Below are 20,344 nucleotides of genomic sequence, written 5' to 3' on the forward strand. Positions count from 1 at the left end.
GCTGCCTGATGCGTGGCAGCCACCCTGGCAAGGCACTTCTGGCTGCCTTGCTGCTTCTTGTTGCATTCAGTGCTGGTGCCGCGCCACAGCCCAAACAGGCGGCCATCGCCAGCGCCCATCCCGCCGCCACCATCGCCGGTCTGGAAACCCTGGCCGCTGGCGGCAATGCCTTCGATGCCGCGATTGCCGTCAGCGCTGCCCTGGCAGTGGTCGAGCCCTATAGTTCGGGGCTCGGTGGCGGCGGTTTCTTTTTGCTGCGCCAGGCCGGTGAGCAAGCGCAATACCGCTTCCTCGATGCCCGTGAACGCGCACCGCTGGCCGCCCACGCCGATCTGTACAAACGCGATGGCAAGGTGCAGCCGCAGCTTTCCTTGGATGGCCCGCTGGCCGCTGCCATTCCCGGCCTGCCGGCAGCCCTGGTGGAACTGGCGCGCAAGTACGGGCGTCTGCCGCTGATTGATTCCCTCGGCCCGGCCATTCGCCTGGCCCGTGATGGCGTGTCCATCGACCGCGTGTACCGCGAGCGGGCGCAATGGCGCCTGGCCTCGCTGCGCGACAACCCGGAAAGCGCGCGGATCTTCCTCGGCGACAAAGGCGCGGTCCCCGACGAATTCAGCCTGCTGCGCCAACCGGAACTGGCCAATACCCTTGAACGCCTGGGACGCTATGGCAAGCCCGGCTTCTACAGCGGCGAGACTGCACAGCTGTTAGTTGATGGCGTCAGACGCGCCGGCGGCATCTGGACCCTGGCCGATCTTCAGCAATACCAGGTCGTCGAGCGGCAGCCCCTGCGTTATGGCCTTGCTGACGGCCGCGAACTGATCAGTGCGCCACCGCCTTCGGCCGGCGGCATCGCCTTGGCGCAAAGCCTGGCGATGTTGCAGCAGCTGCCGTGGCGCGAAGCGGACAAACTGCAGCGCGCTCACTATGTGATCGAAGTATTGCGCCGCGCCTACCGTGATCGCGGTCTGCTGGGCGACCCCGACTTTATCGCCAACCCGGTGGCCCAGCTGCTGGATGGCAACTACCTGAAGCAACTGGCCGCCGGTATCGACCCGCAGCGGGCCACCCCGAGCAGCGCCCTGCCGCCCTCGCCGGCCTGGAAGGAAGGCAACCACACCACCCATTTCGTGGTACTGGATAACGCCGGCAATGCGGTGTCGGCGACGCTGTCGGTGAATCTACCCTTCGGTGCAGCCTTCACCCCGACCGGCACCGGCGTGTTGCTCAATGATGAGATGGATGATTTCGCCGCCAACGTGCAAGGTGCCAACGCCTATGGGTTGAGCGGCAGCCAGGCCAATGCCGTGGCCGGCGGCAAACGTCCGCTGTCGAGCATGAGCCCGAGCTTTATCGAAAGCCCCACCGAATTCAGCGCCTTCGGTACCCCGGGCGGTAGCCGTATTCCCAGCATGGTGCTGCTGGCAATGCTGCAATACCTCGATGGCCAACCGGTGGCGAGCTGGCCGGCGGCACCGCGCTACCACCATCAGTACCTACCGGATGTGGTGGAGTACGAACCGACCACCTTCACCACCACCGAACTCGACGCCCTGCGCGCCCGTGGCTACTCGCTGAAATCAGTGGAGCGACCCTATGGCAACCAACAGGTGTTGCTCTGGAACAAGGCCAACAACAGCGTCGAAGCGGCCAGCGATCCGCGCGGCATCGGCCAGGCCAAGCTGTTGCCACCACCACCGTAAGACCGTAGGGCGAATATCCACCGGGTATCCGCCACCTCTCCCCACACATCCCAATGGCGGATATCCCCTGCGGGGATATTCGCCCTACCTCACCAAATCCCAGGCAGAAAAAAGCCGGTCACATGGACCGGCTTTTTTATCTTCGCCCTGAGGCGTCGAATCACTGCTGGTTTTGCGGACGCTGATAGCCGCTTTCGCTGCAGCCCAGGCAGCGCACAAAGGCTTCACGGCCCGGATCTACTACCAGCGCCTTGCCGGCTTCGCCGACGTTACCGCCAGCGGCGGTGAAGGGCAGGCTGATCACGAATGCACCAGCGCCAATCACGGTGGCGGCAATCAGCAATGGGCGAGCAATGATCAGGTCGCCCATCATGGCCCAGGCAGCGGGAGCCTGAACGTCATAGGCTGGGTCGCCGCTCTGGTTGGAGGTAGCGACCGAACCATCCGCCATAGCCGGCAGCGCCAGGAGGCCAGTGGTCAGCGCCAGGACAACAGCGGTTGAGCGAAACAGGTTCATGATTGCGGTCCTTCATCGATTCAAAGTGCGGTGGCTGTAACTATAACAGCGCTCCGGAAATTGTCAGCGTGACGGCCGTCAATCGCTGGAGAACGCATTCTGCGGGTTTTGCAGGGCGATTGGCGAGGAAAAAACCGCCTGTAACTGTGCGCTTACACACGCCCTGCCAATCCGATGATTTTGCGCGGCACTTTTTGCCTGTGTATCAGCGCTGACACCGCGGGCAGTAAACGCTCGCTCGTTGTCCCAATTTCACTTCACGCAGGGTGCTGCCGCAGGTTTTGCAGAACTCGCCGCCGCGTCCGTAAACGAACAGCTCCTGCTGGAAATACCCAGGCTGGCCATCGCCACCGACGAAGTCGCGCAACGTGGTGCCACCGCGTTCGATGGCATGGGCGAGGATGCGTTTGATCTGCAGCGACAGCTCCAGATAACGCGCTCGGGAGATCGACCCGGCTTCGCGACGTGGGTCGATACCAGCGGCGAACAACGCTTCGGTCGCGTAGATATTGCCCACCCCGACCACCACCGCGTTATCCATGATGAACGGCTTGACCGCGATGCTCTTGCCGCGCGAGAGCTTGAACAGGCGCTCGCCGTCGAACAGCTCGGTCAGCGGTTCCGGCCCGAGCTTTACCAGCAGCTCGTGCAGCAGCGGCTCGGTGCTCCAGAGCATGGCTCCGAAGCGCCGTGGATCGGTGTAGCGCAGGGCCAGACCAGACTCCAGTTCGATATCCACATGCTCATGCTTGGCTACCGGGGTATCGATGGGCACCAACCGCAGGTTGCCAGACATGCCCAGATGACTGATCAGCGTGCCCGCCTCGGCGGTCAGCAGCAGGTACTTGGCGCGCCGGGTCACGCTTTCGATGCGCTGGCCGGACAAGCGCACATCAAGGTCTTCGGGAATCGGCCAGCGCAAACGCCGGTCACGCACAATCACACGACTGACCCGCTGGCCTTCGAGATACGGCGCAATGCCGCGGCGCGTGGTTTCGACTTCAGGTAATTCAGGCATCAGAGGGCCCGCAACAGGAGAGGGTGAAGCACCTTAGCAGAACGCAGAACGCCGAGCGCAGGCCGAAGCCCGCGCTCGTGGCGATCAATGCATGCTCAGATCGCGGATGCTTTCTTTGAGGGTCTGGAAGTCGTACTCAGACAAGCCGACGTACTCCAGCACCAGTTGCTCGATGCTCTGCCACTCGAAGTCATCGACCTGGTTGCCCAGTACCCGGTGGCTTTCGCAGATGTGCTCGGACATCTTCAGAATCGCCAACAGGGTTTTCAGCTGCGCATCACGCATTGAGTCGTCGGTGAAGATCGACAGGGCGTTGTGATGGTTGGCAATCGCGTCGCACAGGTGCAACGGCAGGTTCCACGACTTGGCGGTGAAGTAGCCAACCACGGCATGGTTGGTATTGAGCACGCGGTTTTCCGTGTCGACGACACGCCGCTCGGAAGTGGCGCTGGCGTAAGCCTCCTCCAGCACGGTCATGTAGTCCGGGAAGCGCTTGATCATCAGCGGAATGCCGCAATTGTGGAACAGGCCCAGGGTGTAGGCCTCGTCAGCCGACTGATAGCCAATGCGTTTGGCCAGAGTCAGGCAGGTCATGGCCACGTCTTGCGCGGTGTCCCAGAAGCGGTTGAGGGTGACGATGGCCTCATCGGTCATCTCGCCCTTGATCGACTGCGCGTTGATCAGGTTGATCACCGTGTCGCAGCCCAGCAGATTCACCGCTTGCTGAATCGAGGCGATGCGGTTGGACAGACCGAAAAACGGCGAATTGACGATTTTCAGCAGTGCGCCGGACAGGCCGGGGTCCTGGCTGATCAGCTTGGCAATGGCCTTCAGATCGGGATGGGGCATCACCTGCTCCATCTGCAGGTCAACCATGATCTGAGGCTGCGGCGGCACGCTGATGCCTTGCAGGACTTTCTGAATTTGTTCGGCGGAGAGTTCGTGGGCCATGACTGCTGACGGTCGGTAACGTGACGAGTGCCACAGTCTAACCGCCAAGTTAGCCGACGTAACCCTCGGTAACGCAGGAATTCGCCGACAGACGGAAATATCTCAACAACCACGCGGGAAAGCAGGGCAGACCGCTCGTCCGGACGTCTGGCTCGGCGCATAAGCGCCTGGCCGCCTCTGCGACGTACATCGAACAAGCTGAACTTAACCCACAGTCGCAGCCTCGGAACTGATACCCCTCACGTAAACAGGACCGAATATGACCACCTCCCTGAAAGGCAAACGCATCGCCCTGCTGGTGACTGACGGTTTCGAGCAGATCGAAATGACCGGCCCGAAAGACGCCCTGGAAAAACTCGGCGCTGCGGTCGATATCCTCTCCGACAGCTCGGGCCAGGTGAAAGGCTGGCACCACGACAAACCCGGCGACAGCTTCACCGTGAGCAACACCTTCGCCGCGGCCAACATTGCCGACTACGACGCCCTGGTGTTGCCAGGCGGCGTGATGAACTCCGACACCATCCGCAGCATTCCCGAGGCGCAGAGCCTGGTCATCCAGGCCTCGCAAAACGAAACGCCGATTGCCGTGATCTGCCACGGTGCCTGGCTGCTGGTGTCTTCCGGCCTGGTAAAAGGCCGCACCATCACCAGCTGGAGTTCGTTGAAAGACGACATCACCAACGCTGGCGGCAAATGGGTGGACCAGGAAGTGGTTAAAGACGGCACCCTGATCAGCAGCCGCAACCCGGATGACATTCCGGCGTTCAACAAGAAGCTGATCGAAACCCTGGCTGCCTGACCGTAGGTTGGGTCGGGCTGCGTGCGGTGAGCGCAGCGAAGCCCAACAACAGCGCCCTGCCAGTTCCACCTGCAGGGTGTTGGGCTTCGCCTTCGGCTCAACCCAACCTACGCTATACTCCCGCTCTTTTTTCGGAGAGCGACCCCATGTCCCTGCCCAGCCTGCGCCTCAAAGCCAACGCCGATCGCCGTCTGCGCGCCGGACACCTGTGGGTCTACAGCAATGAAATCGATGTCGCCGCCACGCCGTTGCACGGCTTCCAGGCCGGTGACCAGGCCATTCTCGAAGCCGCTGGCGGCAAACCTCTGGGCGTGGTCGGCATCAGCCCGAACAACCTGATCTGCGCCCGTCTGCTGTCGCGCGACACCAAACACGAACTGGACAAATCCCTGCTGGTGCACCGCATCAATGTGGCCTTGTCGTTGCGCGAGCGCCTGTTCGACCAGCCGTGCTACCGCCTGGTGTATGGCGATTCCGATCTGCTGCCAGGCCTGGTGGTCGACCGTTTCTTCGACATCCTCGTGGTGCAGATCACTTCGCCGACCATGGAGCGTCACAAGGACGACGTGCTCGCTGCCCTGGTGCAGGTGCTGCAACCACGCGGCGTGCTGTTCAAGAATGACTCCGCCGCGCGTGACGCCGAAGGCCTGCCACGTTATGTGGAAACCCCGTTCGGCGTGGTGCCGGAGTGGGTGGCCCTGGAAGAGAACGGCGTGAAGTTTGAAGCCCCGGTGATCGAAGGGCAGAAAACCGGCTGGTTCTACGACCACCGCATGAACCGCGCGCGCCTGGCACCCTACGTCAACGGCAAGCGCGTGCTGGATCTGTTCAGCTATATCGGCGGCTGGGGTGTGCAGGCCGCGGCCTTTGGTGCCAGCGAAGTGTTCTGCGTCGATGCCTCGGCGTTCGCCCTTGATGGCGTAGAGCGCAATGCCACCCTCAACGGCGTCGCCGAGAAAGTGACTTGCATCGAAGGCGACGTGTTTGCCGCGCTGAAGGAACTGAAGTCCTCGGAAGAGCGTTTCGATGTGGTGGTGTGCGACCCGCCCGCCTTTATCAAACGCAAAAAAGACATCAAGAACGGTGAAGCCGGCTACCGCCGCCTGAACGAAATGGCCATGCGCCTGCTGAGCAAGGACGGCATCCTGGTCAGCGCCTCGTGCTCCATGCACCTGGAAGAGGACAACCTGCAGAACATCCTGCTGCAGAGCGCCCGTCACCTGGACCGCAATATCATCATGCTCGAACGCGGCGGCCAGGGCCCGGATCACCCGGTGCATATGGCGATTGCGGAAACCCGCTATATCAAGAGCCTGACCTGCCGCCTTCTGCCGAACGCTTGATGGGTTGAAAGGCATCACGGCTGAAGCCGCTCCTACAGACTGCAGGTTCTCGTAGGAGCGACTTCGGCCGCGATTCCTGAAAACGGTGATCCGGACCGTCAACCTTCCCTCCCCCGCGCCGAGCGGCGTAGAATCGGCCCATTCCTCGCCAACCATCCCCGGCGGGCTTGTGAGCCCCGGCCGTACGAGCGGTAACCCCGTTTCGAATACGACCCCACCGAAGACACGGCCAACTGCCGTCGCTCCCGGTAGATCAGCGCTCATGCACACCTATAAACCGACACCTGATTAGCCGCAGGAACCCGTCATGCCTGATTACCGTTCAAAAACGTCCACCCACGGCCGCAATATGGCCGGTGCCCGTGCCCTGTGGCGCGCCACCGGGATGAAGGACGAAGACTTCAAAAAGCCGATCATCGCCATCGCCAACTCCTTCACCCAGTTCGTGCCTGGCCACGTACACCTGAAGGACCTCGGCCAGCTGGTCGCCCGCGAGATCGAAAAAGCCGGCGGCGTGGCCAAAGAGTTCAACACCATCGCGGTCGATGACGGTATCGCCATGGGCCACGACGGCATGCTCTATTCGCTGCCGAGCCGCGAGATCATCGCCGACTCCGTGGAGTACATGGTCAACGCCCACTGCGCCGACGCCATCGTGTGTATCTCCAACTGCGACAAGATCACCCCCGGCATGCTGATGGCGGCTCTGCGCCTGAACATCCCGGTGATCTTCGTTTCCGGCGGGCCGATGGAAGCCGGCAAGACCAAACTGGCCAGCCATGGCCTGGACCTGGTTGACGCCATGGTGATCGCCGCCGACTCCAGCGCCTCCGACGAGAAGGTTGCCGAGTACGAGCGCAGCGCCTGCCCGACCTGCGGTTCGTGCTCCGGCATGTTCACCGCCAACTCGATGAACTGCCTGACCGAAGCCCTGGGCCTGGCCCTGCCGGGCAACGGTTCCACTCTGGCCACCCACAGCGACCGCGAGCAGCTGTTCCTGCAGGCCGGCCGCACCGTCGTCGAGCTGTGCAAGCGCTACTACGGCGAAGGCGACGAGTCGGTATTGCCGCGCAATATCGCCAACTTCAAGGCCTTCGAAAACGCCATGATGCTGGACATCGCCATGGGCGGTTCGACCAACACCATCCTTCACCTGCTGGCCGCCGCCCAGGAAGCCGAGATCGATTTCGACCTGCGCGATATCGACCGCCTTTCCCGCTTGGTGCCGCAACTGTGCAAAGTGGCACCGAACATTCAGAAGTACCACATGGAAGATGTGCACCGCGCTGGCGGCATCTTCAGCATCCTCGGTTCCCTGGCCCGTGGCGGCCTGCTGCATACCGACCTGCCGACCGTGCACAGCAAGTCCATGGCCGAGGCCATCGCCAAATGGGACATTACCCAGACCAACGATGAAGCCGTGCACCACTTCTTCAAAGCCGGCCCTGCCGGTATCCCGACCCAGACCGCTTTCAGCCAGTCGACCCGCTGGGAAACCCTGGACGACGACCGTGAAAACGGCTGCATTCGGAGCTTCGAGCACGCCTACTCGCAAGAAGGCGGCCTGGCCGTGCTGTACGGCAATATCGCCCTGGACGGCTGCGTGGTGAAAACCGCCGGCGTGGATGAGTCGATCCATGTCTTCGAAGGCAACGCGAAGATCTTCGAAAGCCAGGACAGCGCGGTACGCGGCATCCTCGCGGACGAAGTGAAGGAAGGCGACATCGTCATCATTCGCTACGAAGGTCCGAAAGGCGGTCCGGGCATGCAGGAAATGCTCTACCCGACCTCGTACCTGAAATCCAAAGGCCTGGGCAAAGCCTGCGCCCTGCTCACCGACGGCCGCTTCTCCGGCGGCACCTCGGGCCTGTCCATCGGCCACGCCTCGCCGGAAGCGGCAGCGGGCGGTGCCATCGGCCTGGTGCGCGACGGCGACAAAGTGCTGATCGACATCCCCAACCGCAGCATCAACCTGCTGGTGACCGATGAAGAAATCGCCCATCGCCGCCACGAGCAGGACAAGAAAGGCTGGAAACCGGTGGAAAAACGTCCACGCAAAGTGACCACCGCGTTGAAGGCTTATGCCTTACTGGCCACCAGTGCCGACAAAGGCGCAGTGCGTAACAAGGCCATGCTCGACGGCCTTTGATAGCTGCTTGCTGAAATGAAAAAGCCCCGCCAAGTGCGGGGCTTTTTCATGATGGAGATGGTTTTTGTAAGAGCGGCTTTCGCCGCGATGGATTTTAAAAGCATCGCGGCGAAAGCCGCTCCTACGGGACATCATCACATTCGGCTTACTGAATCTCTTCCGGCTTCACCACCACCCAGTTCTTGTCCGCCGTCACCGGCAACCCTTCCTTGGCCTGCGCCGCCGCATGCTTGGCCTGCATGGCAGTGATCTGGCCCATGTACTTGTCTTTGCGGTTCACCCACAGATGAATCCCGCCCTTGGCTACATCCACGCTGTGGAACAGCATGTAGCCATCGCTGCTCGGCGTATCGCCGCCCACCAGCACCGGCTTTTTCCATTCATCGATATAGGTAAGGATCGCCGCCTGCTTGCCGGCCATCCAGGTGGCGGGCGTCCACAGGTACGGGGTGACTTCCAGGTCCATATTGACCTTGGCGTCGTAGGTGCCAGCAGTAATCTGCTTACGCGCCGTGGTCAGGGCGCCGCTCTTTGGGTCTTTGAGCAGCAGGCTTACGCCGATCACGTTCTGCGGTTTGACGTTGTAGCCGTACTTGGGATCAGCGGCGACCATGCGCACCAACTCTTCCGATGCGGCAGTCATCACGTACACCTCGATGCCATTCTCCATCAGCTTGTTGTACAGCTCAGCCTGGCCGGTGAAGACCTTGGGCGGCTGTACCTCGATGGGCTTCACCACATCGCCTTCGTAATAGGTGCTCGGTACCGGTTTTCCGGAGGCCATCAGCTCATCGACGTAGCCCTTCAGCTCGCTGAGGGTGAAGCCGGAAAACACCTGCGCCACCCAGGGGTAGCAGACCATGTCGTCGATCTCGCACAGGCGGTAGTAGTAGCTGAACAGGCTTTCCTTGTGCTCGGCGCTGTCTTTGAAGGGGATCAGCTTGAGCGACGGGTCGAGTTTTTCCCGGGTCAGCACGCCCTTGTTTTCCATAAACGGCAGCAGGGACTCTTCCAGATCGTAGCGGTAGCTGGTGTTGTCCATATCGAAGACCGCGAAGTTGCCCTTGTTGGCATTCGCCGCAATCATGGCATCCAGTTGCTTGGCGGCGTCGGCCGGCCAGTGCTTGAGCTCGGTGGCGGCAGCGGCGTTGCCGGCCAATACGAGGGAAAAGGCGGCGGCGAAAAGGCTTCTGGCGAGTGGCATGGTCGGTCCCTGAAAAAGTGAAAGGCCGACGCTAACAAATGGACGTGACAGCTCTGCTCCGAGAGCGACCCATCGTTCGCTCCAGGCGTCACGCACCGTCGTGAAAACGTCATGGAAAACGCTAAAAAACGACCCATTGGTCGTTAAAACCATAGATTTCAGTAGGTTAAACCGGGAGGAAATGCCCATGAAGATCGGCCTGATCTCCGATACCCACGGCCTGCTGCGCCCGCAAGCGCTGGCCGCGCTCGAAGGCTGCGAGCGCATCGTGCATGCCGGCGACATCGGCAAACCGGAAATCCTCGAAGCCCTGCGCGATCTGGCCCCCCTGACTGCAGTGCGGGGCAACAATGATAAAGACGACAGCTGGGCCGCTAGCGTGCCGACCCATGCGGTGCTGCGTATCGACGGTATCGGCATCTACGTGGTGCATGAACTGGCCGATGTGCCGGAGCAGTTGCCAGCGGGCATCGATGTAGTGGTCACCGGACACTCGCACAAGCCGCTGCAAAAGTTGCTGCATGGCGTGCTGTATATCAACCCGGGCAGCGCTGGACCGAGGCGGTTCAAGCTGCCGATCAGTGTGGGCTTTTTGCGGGTTGAGAATGGCCAGGTAACCGGCGAGTTGCTCGAACTGATCCCATAACGCAGGGGCGCCGGCCGGCCGATCCTACAAGGCGGGCGGTCTCGCAGGAGCGGCTTCAGCCGCGAGCTGTTGATCTTTATTCAGCTCACGCCCATGTAGCGATCCGAGCGATGGTTGATCGCCAGCACCAGATTCAACGCCAACGCCCCCAGCACCGACAGCGCCACCTTCTCTGGGGCGATCACGAACAGCGAGGTCAGCACGATCACGCCGTCCACGCCCATCTGCACCAGCCCGGCGCGCACGCCGAAACGTTCCTGGAGAAACAGGGCGAGGATATTCACCCCGCCCAGGCTGGCACGGTGACGGAACAGCATCAGCAATCCCAAACCCATCGCCAGCCCGCCAAACACCGCAGCATAAAGGGGGCTGAGCTGATTGAACGACACCCAGGTCGGCGTCAGTTCCGCCAACACCGACACCAGCGCCACCGCGCAGCCGGTGCGCAGGGTGAAGCTCCAGCCCATGCGCCAGATACCCAGCGCGTAAAACGGCAGATTCAGCAGAAAAAACATCAGGCCAAAGGGCACGCCCAGCTGGTACTTGAGCAGAAACGCCAGACCCACCATGCCGCCCGTCAGCAGCCCGGCATGGGCGTAGAACGCGATGCCCAGGGCGACCATGGCGGTGCCGGAAATCATCGCCAGGCCGTCCTCCCACAGCGGGTGGCGGACAAAAAGCGGCGCGACGGTTTCCGCCTCGGCGGCGACCGGAGTGTTGTCTTGCATGGGAAACCTCGAAGAAAGCAAAAACAGCACGCCGCCTGAAGCAAGGCGGCGTGTTTAGCGTAGTCAGTGGTTGCGGCGTGGGGGCTTAACGCTTGTCCCAGACTTCGAAGCTGTAGGCCGGGGTTTGCCCCACCGCTTCGTGTTCGATACTGGAGGCCAGGTGCCAGGCGGCCTCATCGAAGGCCGGGAACCAGGCATCGCCCTCCGGGCTCAGCGCCACGCGGGTCAGGTACAGGCGCTGAGCCAGTGCCAGGCCTTGCTCGTAGAGCTGGGCACCGCCAATCAGCATCAGCTCATCAGCGTCTTCGGCTTTGGCCCACTCTTCGGCACGCAGCATGGCCGCTTCCAGCGAGGCGAATACCTCGGCACCTGGCAACTGCAGGCCCGCCTGGCGACTGACCACCAGGTTGAGACGGCCCGGCAGTGGCCGGCCCAGGGAGTCCCAGGTTTTGCGGCCCATGATGATCGGCTTGCCGAGGGTCATGGCCTTGAAGTGCTTGAGGTCCGCTGGCAGGTGCCAGGGCAATTGGTTATCGCGGCCAATCACACGGTTGTCGGCGAGCGCGGCGATCAGGCAGAGGGGCAGGGTCGTATTCATGGCGGCGAGGATAACGGCTAGGCCCGGGGAAAAAAAGCAAACGGATGATGGGCGCGCACCTGAGGGGTTATTCTCCATGCCTGCGACACCCTTGTTTTACCTGATGAGCTTGCGCATGCCCCCAACGAATTCGCCCGCCTCCCTCCTTTCACCGCTGCATCGCCTGTGGCTGACCGAAGCCATTCGCCTGCGTGAAGAGCAGGCCGGGCCGCTGGAAGACCGCGAAGCCAACCGCCTGGCGGTGGCCGAGGGTGGTGATCTGGCCAGCCGTATCGAGCGCCGCGCCCTGTGGCTGGCCCAGCGCGACGGACTGCTCGCCGCTCTGCAGCATTGGCGGCAGGGCGCGCAGCTGGCGCTGGGACTGTTGCTGGTGCTGGCGCTGCTCAGCGGTGCCGGTCTGGGCTTGGCGGCGTTGGGTGACGGTCAGCGTCCGGTGAATGTGTTCTGGGCCCTGGGCAGTCTGCTCGGGCTGCACCTGATAATGCTGGTGGGCTGGGCCGTCAGCCTGGTGCTGGGCGGCGGTAACGCCAGCCTCGGCCGGCTATGGTTGTGGTTAAGCGAAAAGCTTGCCCGCGACGCCCAGGCCGCGCAGCTGGCACCGGCACTGCTGGTGCTGTTGCAGCGCGAACGCTTGGGCCGCTGGGCCATCGGCATGCTGGTGCATGGCCTGTGGCTGCTGGTGATGCTCAGTGCCCTCGGCAGCCTGCTGGCGCTATTGGCCACCCGCCGCTACGGCTTTGTCTGGGAAACCACGTTGCTCGGCAGCGACACCTTTGTCAGCCTGACCCAAACCCTCGGTGCCCTGCCCCATCTGCTCGGTTTCAGCACCCCGGCGGTGGAGCTGATTCGCGCCAGCGGTGCCGATGCGGTGGCCGAGGAAAGCGCACGGCAAGCCTGGGCCATCTGGCTGCTGGGGCTGCTGGTTTGCTACGGCATTCTGCCGCGCGCACTGCTGGCCCTGCTGTGCGCCTGGCGCTGGCGGCGAGGCCGCACCAAGCTGCGCCTGGATCTAGAGCAGCCCGGCTACAGCCTGCTGCGCGAACACCTGCAACCGAGCAGCGAACGCCTGGGGATAACCGATGCGGCACCGGCACAGTTATCCACAGCACAAGCCGGTGGTCCGGCAGCGAACAGCGAAGGCGCGCTGCTGGTTGCTGTCGAGCTGGACCCGCAACGCCCCTGGCCCCCGACACTGCCCAAAGGCGTGGCGGATGCCGGAGTGATCGACAGCCGCGAGCAGCGCCAGCACCTGTTGGATCAGCTCAGCCGCTTCCCACCCGCGCGTCTGGCGATTGCCTGCGACCCACGCCGCTCACCAGATCGCGGCACCCTGGCGCTGCTCGCCGAACTGGCGCGCAATGCCGGGGCCACGCGGATCTGGCTGCTGGCGGCAGAACCCGGCGAGGCGGTGGATAGCCAACGCCTGGGTGATTGGCACAGCGCCCTGGATGACCTGCATCTGCACTGGCGCCAGGGCGCGCCCCTGGCTTGGCTGGAGAACGGCCATGAGTAAGGCGCTGAAACTCGCCGTGGTCGGCCACACCAATGTCGGCAAGACTTCGTTGCTGCGCACCCTGACCCGCGATGTCGGTTTTGGCGAGGTGTCCCATCGGCCCAGCACCACCCGCCATGTCGAGGGTGCGCGCTTGTCCGTAGACGGTCAGCCGCTGCTGGAGCTGTACGACACCCCCGGCCTGGAAGATGCCATTGCCCTGCTCGATTACCTGGAACGCCTCGACCGCCCTGGCGAGCGCCTGGATGGCCCGGCCCGCCTGAGCCGTTTTCTCGACGGCAGCGAAGCCCGGCAGCGCTTCGAGCAGGAAGCCAAAGTGCTGCGCCAGCTGCTGGCTTCGGATGCCGGCCTGTATGTGATCGACGCCCGCGAGCCGGTACTGGCCAAATACCGCGATGAGCTGGCAGTGCTCGGCAGTTGCGGCAAACCGCTGCTGCCGGTGCTGAACTTCGTCACCAGCGCTCACCAGCGCGAAGAGGAGTGGCGCGACGCCCTGGCGCGTTTGGGGCTGCATGCGCTGGTGCGCTTCGACACGGTGGCGCCGCCCCTGGATGGCGAGCGGCGGTTGTATGAAAGCCTGGCCCTGCTGCTGGAAAAATCCCGCCCGCAACTGGAACGCCTGATTGCCGACCACGAGGCCCAGGCCCTGGCCCGCCGCAGCGCCGGGCTGCGCCTGATCGCCGAACTGCTGATCGACTGCGCCGCCTGCCGGCGCAGTGTCGGCGGCGATGAGCAGGCGCAGGTGCAAGCGCTGCACCAGAGCATCCGCCAACGCGAACAAGCCTGCGTGCAGGCACTGCTGCGCTTGTATGCCTTCCGCCAGGACGATGCCCGCGCCGGGGATCTACCGCTGCTGGATGGCCGCTGGGGCGACGACCTGTTCAACCCGGAAACCCTCAAGCAGTTGGGCGTGCAGGTCGGCAGCGGCATAGCGGCTGGTGCAGCGGCAGGCGCGGGCATCGACTTGATGGTCGGCGGCCTGACCCTTGGCGCCGCTACCCTGCTGGGTGCCCTGGCCGGCGGCGGGGTGCAGACGGCACGCAACTACGGCGAGCGTTTGCTCGGCAAACTCAGGGGCCAGCGTGAACTGACGGTCGATGACAACGTGCTGCGCCTGCTGGCCGTGCGGCAACGCCAGTTGCTGGACGCCCTGAGCAGCCGCGGACATGCGGCAACCGCGGCAATTGAAGTGCAGGCTGGGCAGGATGTGGGCTGGCACCAGGGCAAGCTGCCAACGGTGTTGCGCCAGGCGCGGGCGCATCCGCGCTGGTCATCGCTGAACCCGCAGGCGCGGTTGCAGCAGGTCGAGCGGCAGGAGGCGGTGGAGCGGTTGGCGGCGGAGCTGCAAGCGTAGGGCAGCATCTTCGAAAGCATCGCGGCTGAAAGCCGCTCCTACGGAATCCCACATGGGCCGTGAACGCCCCCCATGTAGGAGCGGCTTCAACCGCGATGGGTCGGGCCTGGAAACACAGGTGCCAGCGGTTACTCGCCCGCTGCGACATCCACTTGGTTACGCCCGGCGCGTTTGGCGCGATACAGCGCCTGGTCAGCACGCTCGAATACCACTTCGCTTTTCTCGCCTTCGGCAAAAGCCGTCAGGCCGCCGGAAATGGTGATGGTCACGCGCTCGCCCTTGAAGTGGAATGGGCAAGCTTCGATAGCCGTGCGCAGGGTTTCCAGCAACTGCTGGCCGCCGGCAAGCGGGGTGGAGGGGATCAACAGGACGAACTCCTCACCACCGAACCGCGCCATAAAATCGGTTTTGCGCAGCCGGTTGTTCAGCTCGCCGGCAATGATCTTCAACACCTTGTCGCCGGCCAGGTGGCCGTAGTTGTCGTTGATACGCTTGAAATGGTCGATGTCCACTACCGCCATCAGCAGGTCGCCGCCGTAACGCTGCCAGCGCGCCACCTCCAGTTCCAGGCGCTCGGCCCAGGCGGCGCGATTGGGCAGACCGGTAAGCGGGTCGGTGAGGGCCTTCTGCCGTTGCTCTTCCAGGTGGTCACGAAAGCCCTTGGCTTCCTGCTCCATGCTCGCCACCCGCTCCACCAGGGTTTGCAGGCGGCCGGCCACGTCCTGGTCGCGCTCGTCACGCTGGGACTGGTATTGGGACATGGTGCTGAGCAAGCCATCCAGGCGGTTTTCCACCAGGTTTTTCAGGCTGCTGAGGTCAGTGGCCTCCTGCACGCTGTTGTGCAGGCCATCCACTTGTTGGCGCAGCTCGGTATCCAGCTCGCGAGCCGCCGCCATCGATTCGCTGTAGCCCTGATGGGCATCCTGCAGGCCGCCCTGGAAGCTTGCCAGGCGCTGGTTGAGTTGCGCCAGATAGCCTTCGAACTCGCGCTGGCCAAGGTCGGCAACGGCCAGCATCAGCACCGCGAAATCGTCTAGCACCGGCACCAGCTCATAGAGGTTCAGCCCGGCCTGGATGCGCACGCGCAACGCCTCGGCCTGGGGCTTGTGGTGCTCAGGCACCGGCAGATCGTCGAGCAGGCCCAGCAGGGTAGCCTCGACGTGGGCGGCGATGGCGCTATAGCCGGCTTCCGGTGGCGGCGGGATAGCGAAGTCCGGGTCTGCCAGCTCCTGCTCGGCGCTGGCGTGGATGGCGGCCGATACGCTGGCACCATCGGTGAGCAGCGAGGCCGCAAGCGGCAGGCTGTCGAGAGTCGATAACGAAGAAGGCCGAGCGGCGGCACGCGCAGCGGCCAGGGCTTCATTGATCGCCACGGTGGCAGCTTCGCTGCCGCTGGCCGGAGCGCTGGCCTGAACGGCAATGGGGGCGGCTACCGTGACTTCGGCTGGTGCTGGTGCTGGTGCTGGTGCTGGTGCTGGCGCGAGTGCCACGGCTGCTGCAGCAGGTTCGCTGGCTGGCGTTGGCGTCAGTGCGGGCGCCGCTTGAGTGGGAGGAGGTGCAACGGCAACAGGCCGCGCCTCTGCGGGTTGCGCGGTGCCGGCTTCTGCGTTTGGCGAGGCTGCAGCAGGCGCTTCGCCCCCCTCATCAGCGCCGCCCTCACGGCCACCGAACAGACGTTGCAACAAACCGGGGCGTACCGCTTCCGGGTTCTCCAGCACGGCCAGCGCCTGGCGTTGCAGGCTGCTGAGCTCGGACAGCAAGGCCGGCAGCTCACGCACCTGGCTGGCCCGGTTTTCCACCTGCTTGGTGAATTTCTTCAAGGGTTTGCGTACATCACTCGGCAGTTCGAGGCTGAGCAGTTGGTTGACCAACCCGCCCAGCGCACCGGTAACCTGGGCGGCACGCTCCACCCGGCGCTGCTCGGAATCGAGCACGGCTTTTTCCAGACGCGGGATCAGCGCGGAGAGACCGGCGTCCATATCATCGCGGCGGACGATCTCGCGCAGCTCGTGCATGCACTGATCCACCGCCTTGTCGGTACCCTCGGCCGCCAGGGAGCTGCGCACCAGGCCACGACGCAGCAGGTCGAGGCGCATGTCCCAACGACGCTCGAGCTTTTCCTGGTCCTCGAGGCTGTTCAGGTACTTCTCTTTCCAGCGCTGGACGTCGTCACTCATGTCGGTATTTCCGCGAGGGAAGTGGTGGGTCTATCCAGATCACTGCACAGGCTATCGGGTAAACGAATTTCCACCGCCACCGGCAAGTGATCGGAAATCGGCTGGGCCAGGACGCGCACAGCTTCCAGGGTCAAGCTCGGGCTCAACAGAATATGGTCCAGGCAGCGTTGCGGGCGCCAGCTGGGGAAGGTCGCTTCCACCTGCGGGGCCAGCAGGCCCAGATCGCGCAAGGGCGAGTTAAGCAGTAAATCAGACGCGTGGGTGTTCATATCGCCCATCAGCACCTGATGGCGATAATCGCCAATCAGATTACGAATATAGGCCAGTTGCCGGACGCGGGTTTTCGCCCCCAGCGACAAATGCATCATCACCACCGCCAGAGCATCTTCGCCTTCGCCAAAGCGCAACAGAATGGCACCACGACCGGGCGGGCCGGGTAGCGGGTGATCTTCGATAACCGAGGGTTGCAAGCGGCTGAGCACGCCGTTGCTGTGTTGGGCCAGACGCCCGAGGTTGCGATTGAGCTGTTGGTACCAGTAAGGAAACGCGCCCAATTGCGCCAGGTGTTCCACCTGGTTGATATAACCCGAACGGTGGCTGCCACCATCGGCTTCCTGCAGGGCTACCAGATCGTAATCAGCGAGCAGCGCACCGATACGCTGCAGGTTGGTGGAGCGCCCCTGGTGCGGCAACAGATGCTGCCAGCCGCGGGTGAGGTAGTGCCGGTAGTTCTCGGTGCTATTGCCGACCTGGATATTGAAACTGAGCAGACGCAGACGCCCGTCTGCCGGCAGGCCGCTGGAGTCACCGCACTGTGGATTGACCTGCGCATCTCGCAGGCCGGCTACACGTGGCGTACCCCAGCGACGGAGCATGGCGATTTACTTCGCTGCGCGTTCTTTGGCGATCAGTTGATCAGCCACTTGCAGGGCCTGATCAGGACCACCGGCCGAGCCGATGTCGAAGCGGTATTTGCCGTTGACGATCATGGTCGGTACACCGCTGATCTGGTAGGCCATGGCCAGTTTCTTGTCTTTCTCGACCTGGCTCTTCACGCCGAAGGAGTTGTAGGTTTTGAGGAACTCGTCCTTGTCGATGCCTTGAGTGGCGAGGAACTCGGCCATTTCTTCGGGCTTGGCCAGTTTCTTACCTTGCTGCTGGATGGCGTCGAACACGGCGGCGTGGACTTTGTCTTCAACGCCCATGGTTTCGAGGGTCACGAACATTTGCCCGTGGGCATCCCAGACGCCACCGAACATGGCCGGGATGCGGATGAAGTGAACATCATCCGGCAGCTTTTTGATCCAGGGATTGATGGTGGGTTCGAAGTGGTAGCAGTGCGGGCAGCCATACCAGAACAACTCGACGACTTCGATTTTGCCAGGCTTGGAAACCGGAACAGGGCTGCTCAGCTCCACGTATTGCTTGCCAGCTTCAATCGGCTCCGCGGCAGTGGCGGTCGCAGTCATGCCGATCAAACTCGCGGTGGCGAGGACAGCACTGAAAATCAGGTTACGCATGCTTTACTCCTTGGCGGATAAACTCGCCCGATAGCGAGCTGGGTTTCGACCGATTGCCTTGCGGCGGGTTCCCGGCTGAGGGGCCAACATTGTAACGGCGGCCCCAACGAAAAAGGGTGGCTCTCGCCACCCTTTTCTTCACGCTAATGCGTACGGATATTTCCGTTTTCGCGATTAGTGCAGGCCCTGGATGTAGCTGGATACCGCAGCGATATCCTTGTTGCTCAGCTTAGCTGCAATGCCGCGCATGATCATGTTATCGCCGTCGTTGGTACGGTCGCCTTCGCGGAAGTTGGTCAGCTGCTTGGCCACGTAGGTAGCGTGCTGGCCACCCAGGTGTGGGAAGCCGGCGGCCGCGTTACCCGAGCCGTCAGGCGAGTGGCAGCCGGTGCAGGCTGGCATACCGGTTTCCAGGTTGCCGCCGCGGAAGATGTCCTGGCCGCGTGCCACCAGTTTCGGATCGGCTGCGCCAACACCCATTTTCTGGCTGGAGAAGTAGGCGGCGATGTCTGCCAGGTCCTGATCGCTCAGGTTGGTCAGCAGGCCGGTCATTTCCAGCACGGTGCGGTTACCCGACTTGATGTCATGCATTTGCTTGAGCAGGTAGCGCTCGCCTTGGCCAGCCAGTTTCGGGAAGTTCGGCGCAGGGCTGTTGCCATCGGCACCGTGGCAAGCGCCACATACAGCAGCTTTGCCTTGACCTGCAGCGGCGTCGCCTGCGGCATGAGCCATACCGGTGATGCCCAGGGTCAACAGCAGACTCACGAGTACTTTGTTCATCAGCTAATCCAATTACGGCTAAAGGGAGAGAATCAACGCGTGGCTTACTTGCTCATCCAATGGATGATGGCTTGGAAGTCTTCAGCGCTACAGTCGGTGCACAAGCCGCGAGGCGGCATGGCGTTATATCCATCGGTTACATGCTGCACCAACTTGTCCATGCCTTGGGCCATCCGCGGCGTCCAAGCAGCCGTGTCGCCTTTTTTAGGTGCCATCGGCAGTTGTCCATTATGGCAGGCTCCACAGGAACGGTTGAATACCGTTTCCGGGTCCTGGGCTGCATAAGCCACGGAGGACAACAACAAGGTAGTGGCTGCAAGCAGCAACATTTTCATCAGATCAACCTCATCAGTGAGGGGCGTTCCGCGTTCTAAATGCGCGAAATCGGAAAATCCTTATAGCAATTCCTTGCCCTTATTCCGGACAAAGCGCACACAAAATCTGCGGCATTATATACTGGCGTCACTGAAACGGAAGCGACACCGCACGCCGGGCCACTCGCTGGCACCCCCCTCACCGGAAAATTCGATGCAATTCAAGAACCCCATCATCGGTCTGTGCCAACAGGCTGCCTTTATGATCAGCGCGGCCAAAGTGGACCAATGTCCTGACGACCAAGGCTTTGAAGTCGCCTTTGCCGGACGTTCCAACGCCGGTAAATCCAGCGCGCTGAACACGCTGACCCACGCCAGCCTGGCCCGCACGTCGAAGACACCAGGCCGCACTCAGTTGCTGAACTTCTTCCGCCTGGATGACGAGCGCCGCCTGGTCGATCTGCCCGGTTATGGCTACGCCAAGGTGCCGATTCCGCTGAAGTTGCACTGGCAGCGCCACCTCGAAGCCTACCTGGGCAGCCGCGAAAGCCTGAAGGGTTTGATGCTGATGATGGACATCCGCCACCCCCTCACCGAATTCGACCGCCTGATGCTCGACTGGTCTGCAGCCAGCGAAATGCCTATGCATATCCTGCTGACCAAGGCCGACAAACTGGCCTATGGCGCAGCCAAAAACGCCCTGCTCAAAGTGCAGACAGATCTGCGCAAAGGCTGGGGTGATGGAGTGACGATTCAATTGTTCTCGGCACCCAAGCGTATGGGCATCGAAGAGGCGCAAGCCGTGCTGGCGCGCTGGATGGAGCTGGAAGACACGCCGCCTGCCTCGTAATACGCAGGCAAAAAAAACCCCGAGCTTCGTATGGGGAGGGAGAGGCTCGGGGTTTAAGGGTCTGAACCGCTAGGGCGGGGCTCAGATATCTGCCAACACTTAACACAACATAGGAGCACCGAAGGGCTTCATCAGCCATTCAGTAACTCTGACCGCCCTGATTTAGCGAAAGTTCACCGC

The 20,344-nt window shown here is 62.6% G+C and carries 19 protein-coding genes; 8 read left to right on the forward strand and 11 right to left on the reverse strand.

Annotation, left to right across the window (positions count from 1 at the left end; all coding sequences use genetic code 11):
• The first annotated feature begins 8 nt into the window (after positions 1–8).
• Positions 9–1,703 carry a gamma-glutamyltransferase gene (ggt, locus tag ACVW0Y_RS16145; protein ID WP_457439461.1) on the forward strand — a complete coding sequence of 565 codons (1,695 nt, stop codon included), beginning with the start codon at positions 9–11 and terminating at the stop codon, positions 1,701–1,703.
• A gap of 160 nt (positions 1,704–1,863) precedes the next feature.
• Here ggt and ACVW0Y_RS16150 read toward each other — a convergent pair whose 3' ends face one another.
• The 3 genes from ACVW0Y_RS16150 to ACVW0Y_RS16160 all read right to left on the reverse strand — a co-directional run bounded on the left by ACVW0Y_RS16150 (position 1,864) and on the right by ACVW0Y_RS16160 (position 4,135).
• Positions 1,864–2,220 carry a multidrug transporter gene (locus ACVW0Y_RS16150; protein ID WP_457439463.1) on the reverse strand — a complete coding sequence of 119 codons (357 nt, stop codon included), beginning with the start codon at positions 2,218–2,220 and terminating at the stop codon, positions 1,864–1,866.
• 205 nt (positions 2,221–2,425) lie between these two features.
• A complete protein-coding gene (gene mutM / locus ACVW0Y_RS16155; RefSeq protein WP_457439465.1) occupies positions 2,426–3,238 on the reverse strand; it encodes a bifunctional DNA-formamidopyrimidine glycosylase/DNA-(apurinic or apyrimidinic site) lyase in 813 nt (270 codons plus the stop codon).
• 84 nt (positions 3,239–3,322) lie between these two features.
• Positions 3,323–4,135 (reverse strand): HDOD domain-containing protein, encoded by an 813-nt coding sequence (locus tag ACVW0Y_RS16160; RefSeq protein ID WP_457439543.1) that lies wholly within the window; start codon positions 4,133–4,135, stop codon positions 3,323–3,325.
• A 313-nt stretch (positions 4,136–4,448) separates the two neighbouring features.
• Between ACVW0Y_RS16160 and ACVW0Y_RS16165 the strand changes: the two genes are divergently transcribed.
• The 3 genes from ACVW0Y_RS16165 to ilvD all read left to right on the forward strand — a co-directional run bounded on the left by ACVW0Y_RS16165 (position 4,449) and on the right by ilvD (position 8,480).
• The gene (locus ACVW0Y_RS16165) at positions 4,449–4,988 is read left to right on the forward strand and encodes a type 1 glutamine amidotransferase domain-containing protein (RefSeq protein WP_457439466.1); all 540 of its coding nucleotides are present in this window, start codon (positions 4,449–4,451) and stop codon (positions 4,986–4,988) included.
• A 146-nt stretch (positions 4,989–5,134) separates the two neighbouring features.
• Positions 5,135–6,331: a class I SAM-dependent rRNA methyltransferase gene (locus ACVW0Y_RS16170; RefSeq protein ID WP_457439468.1), complete on the forward strand. Its 1,197-nt coding sequence runs from the start codon at positions 5,135–5,137 to the stop codon at positions 6,329–6,331.
• A gap of 307 nt (positions 6,332–6,638) precedes the next feature.
• Entirely contained in the window at positions 6,639–8,480 is a 1,842-nt protein-coding gene (gene ilvD / locus ACVW0Y_RS16175) for a dihydroxy-acid dehydratase (protein ID WP_457439470.1), read from the forward strand.
• 145 nt (positions 8,481–8,625) lie between these two features.
• Here ilvD and ACVW0Y_RS16180 read toward each other — a convergent pair whose 3' ends face one another.
• Positions 8,626–9,684 (reverse strand): haloacid dehalogenase-like hydrolase, encoded by a 1,059-nt coding sequence (locus ACVW0Y_RS16180; protein WP_457439472.1) that lies wholly within the window; start codon positions 9,682–9,684, stop codon positions 8,626–8,628.
• Positions 9,685–9,871: 187 nt separating this feature from the next.
• On the opposite strand from ACVW0Y_RS16180, the gene ACVW0Y_RS16185 reads away from it, so the two are divergent.
• Positions 9,872–10,330, forward strand: coding sequence for a metallophosphoesterase family protein (locus tag ACVW0Y_RS16185; RefSeq protein ID WP_457439474.1), 459 nt, complete (start codon positions 9,872–9,874; stop codon positions 10,328–10,330).
• A gap of 80 nt (positions 10,331–10,410) precedes the next feature.
• On the opposite strand, the gene ACVW0Y_RS16190 is transcribed toward ACVW0Y_RS16185, so the two are convergent.
• The gene (locus ACVW0Y_RS16190) at positions 10,411–11,058 is read right to left on the reverse strand and encodes a YitT family protein (protein WP_457439476.1); all 648 of its coding nucleotides are present in this window, start codon (positions 11,056–11,058) and stop codon (positions 10,411–10,413) included.
• A gap of 85 nt (positions 11,059–11,143) precedes the next feature.
• Positions 11,144–11,656 (reverse strand): dihydrofolate reductase, encoded by a 513-nt coding sequence (locus ACVW0Y_RS16195; protein ID WP_457439478.1) that lies wholly within the window; start codon positions 11,654–11,656, stop codon positions 11,144–11,146.
• Positions 11,657–11,771: 115 nt separating this feature from the next.
• Here ACVW0Y_RS16195 and ACVW0Y_RS16200 point away from each other — a divergent pair, with 115 nt between their 5' ends.
• Both ACVW0Y_RS16200 and ACVW0Y_RS16205 read left to right on the forward strand, forming a co-directional pair.
• Entirely contained in the window at positions 11,772–13,169 is a 1,398-nt protein-coding gene (locus ACVW0Y_RS16200; protein WP_457439480.1) for a DUF2868 domain-containing protein, read from the forward strand.
• Positions 13,162–14,523 carry a GTPase/DUF3482 domain-containing protein gene (locus ACVW0Y_RS16205; protein ID WP_457439482.1) on the forward strand — a complete coding sequence of 454 codons (1,362 nt, stop codon included), beginning with the start codon at positions 13,162–13,164 and terminating at the stop codon, positions 14,521–14,523. The genes ACVW0Y_RS16200 and ACVW0Y_RS16205 overlap by 8 nt, the downstream gene beginning before the upstream one ends.
• A gap of 128 nt (positions 14,524–14,651) precedes the next feature.
• Here ACVW0Y_RS16205 and ACVW0Y_RS16210 read toward each other — a convergent pair whose 3' ends face one another.
• The 5 genes from ACVW0Y_RS16210 to ACVW0Y_RS16230 form a co-directional block, all read right to left on the reverse strand.
• Positions 14,652–16,700, reverse strand: coding sequence for a GGDEF domain-containing protein (locus ACVW0Y_RS16210; RefSeq protein WP_457439484.1), 2,049 nt, complete (start codon positions 16,698–16,700; stop codon positions 14,652–14,654).
• Complete coding sequence (locus ACVW0Y_RS16215) at positions 16,697–17,575, reverse strand: endonuclease/exonuclease/phosphatase family protein (RefSeq protein WP_457439486.1); 879 nt, start codon at positions 17,573–17,575, stop codon at positions 16,697–16,699. Before ACVW0Y_RS16215 ends, ACVW0Y_RS16210 begins: the two co-directional genes overlap by 4 nt.
• Before the next feature lie 6 nt (positions 17,576–17,581).
• Positions 17,582–18,220 (reverse strand): thiol:disulfide interchange protein DsbA/DsbL, encoded by a 639-nt coding sequence (locus ACVW0Y_RS16220; protein ID WP_457439487.1) that lies wholly within the window; start codon positions 18,218–18,220, stop codon positions 17,582–17,584.
• Between the two features lie 174 nt (positions 18,221–18,394).
• The gene (locus tag ACVW0Y_RS16225; RefSeq protein WP_457439489.1) at positions 18,395–19,000 is read right to left on the reverse strand and encodes a c-type cytochrome; all 606 of its coding nucleotides are present in this window, start codon (positions 18,998–19,000) and stop codon (positions 18,395–18,397) included.
• A 44-nt stretch (positions 19,001–19,044) separates the two neighbouring features.
• On the reverse strand, positions 19,045–19,335 hold the full coding sequence (locus ACVW0Y_RS16230; protein ID WP_457439491.1) for a c-type cytochrome: 291 nt from the start codon (positions 19,333–19,335) through the stop codon (positions 19,045–19,047).
• Positions 19,336–19,528: 193 nt separating this feature from the next.
• Here ACVW0Y_RS16230 and yihA point away from each other — a divergent pair, with 193 nt between their 5' ends.
• The gene (gene yihA, locus ACVW0Y_RS16235) at positions 19,529–20,164 is read left to right on the forward strand and encodes a ribosome biogenesis GTP-binding protein YihA/YsxC (RefSeq protein ID WP_457439493.1); all 636 of its coding nucleotides are present in this window, start codon (positions 19,529–19,531) and stop codon (positions 20,162–20,164) included.
• Positions 20,165–20,344 lie beyond the last annotated feature (180 nt).

The sequence above is a fragment of the Pseudomonas sp. TE3786 genome, assembly GCF_054057335.1.

Coding starts and splice junctions, on each gene's coding strand:
- ggt (WP_457439461.1), top strand. CDS start 9: ATGCGTGGCAGCCACCCTGGCAAGGCACTTCTGGCTGCCTTGCTGCTT.
- ACVW0Y_RS16150 (WP_457439463.1), bottom strand. CDS start 2,220: ATGAACCTGTTTCGCTCAACCGCTGTTGTCCTGGCGCTGACCACTGGC.
- mutM (WP_457439465.1), bottom strand. CDS start 3,238: ATGCCTGAATTACCTGAAGTCGAAACCACGCGCCGCGGCATTGCGCCG.
- ACVW0Y_RS16165 (WP_457439466.1), top strand. CDS start 4,449: ATGACCACCTCCCTGAAAGGCAAACGCATCGCCCTGCTGGTGACTGAC.
- ACVW0Y_RS16170 (WP_457439468.1), top strand. CDS start 5,135: ATGTCCCTGCCCAGCCTGCGCCTCAAAGCCAACGCCGATCGCCGTCTG.
- ilvD (WP_457439470.1), top strand. CDS start 6,639: ATGCCTGATTACCGTTCAAAAACGTCCACCCACGGCCGCAATATGGCC.
- ACVW0Y_RS16180 (WP_457439472.1), bottom strand. CDS start 9,684: ATGCCACTCGCCAGAAGCCTTTTCGCCGCCGCCTTTTCCCTCGTATTG.
- ACVW0Y_RS16185 (WP_457439474.1), top strand. CDS start 9,872: ATGAAGATCGGCCTGATCTCCGATACCCACGGCCTGCTGCGCCCGCAA.
- ACVW0Y_RS16190 (WP_457439476.1), bottom strand. CDS start 11,058: ATGCAAGACAACACTCCGGTCGCCGCCGAGGCGGAAACCGTCGCGCCG.
- ACVW0Y_RS16195 (WP_457439478.1), bottom strand. CDS start 11,656: ATGAATACGACCCTGCCCCTCTGCCTGATCGCCGCGCTCGCCGACAAC.
- ACVW0Y_RS16200 (WP_457439480.1), top strand. CDS start 11,772: ATGCCCCCAACGAATTCGCCCGCCTCCCTCCTTTCACCGCTGCATCGC.
- ACVW0Y_RS16205 (WP_457439482.1), top strand. CDS start 13,162: ATGAGTAAGGCGCTGAAACTCGCCGTGGTCGGCCACACCAATGTCGGC.
- ACVW0Y_RS16210 (WP_457439484.1), bottom strand. CDS start 16,700: ATGAGTGACGACGTCCAGCGCTGGAAAGAGAAGTACCTGAACAGCCTC.
- ACVW0Y_RS16215 (WP_457439486.1), bottom strand. CDS start 17,575: ATGCTCCGTCGCTGGGGTACGCCACGTGTAGCCGGCCTGCGAGATGCG.
- ACVW0Y_RS16220 (WP_457439487.1), bottom strand. CDS start 18,220: ATGCGTAACCTGATTTTCAGTGCTGTCCTCGCCACCGCGAGTTTGATC.
- ACVW0Y_RS16225 (WP_457439489.1), bottom strand. CDS start 19,000: ATGAACAAAGTACTCGTGAGTCTGCTGTTGACCCTGGGCATCACCGGT.
- ACVW0Y_RS16230 (WP_457439491.1), bottom strand. CDS start 19,335: ATGAAAATGTTGCTGCTTGCAGCCACTACCTTGTTGTTGTCCTCCGTG.
- yihA (WP_457439493.1), top strand. CDS start 19,529: ATGCAATTCAAGAACCCCATCATCGGTCTGTGCCAACAGGCTGCCTTT.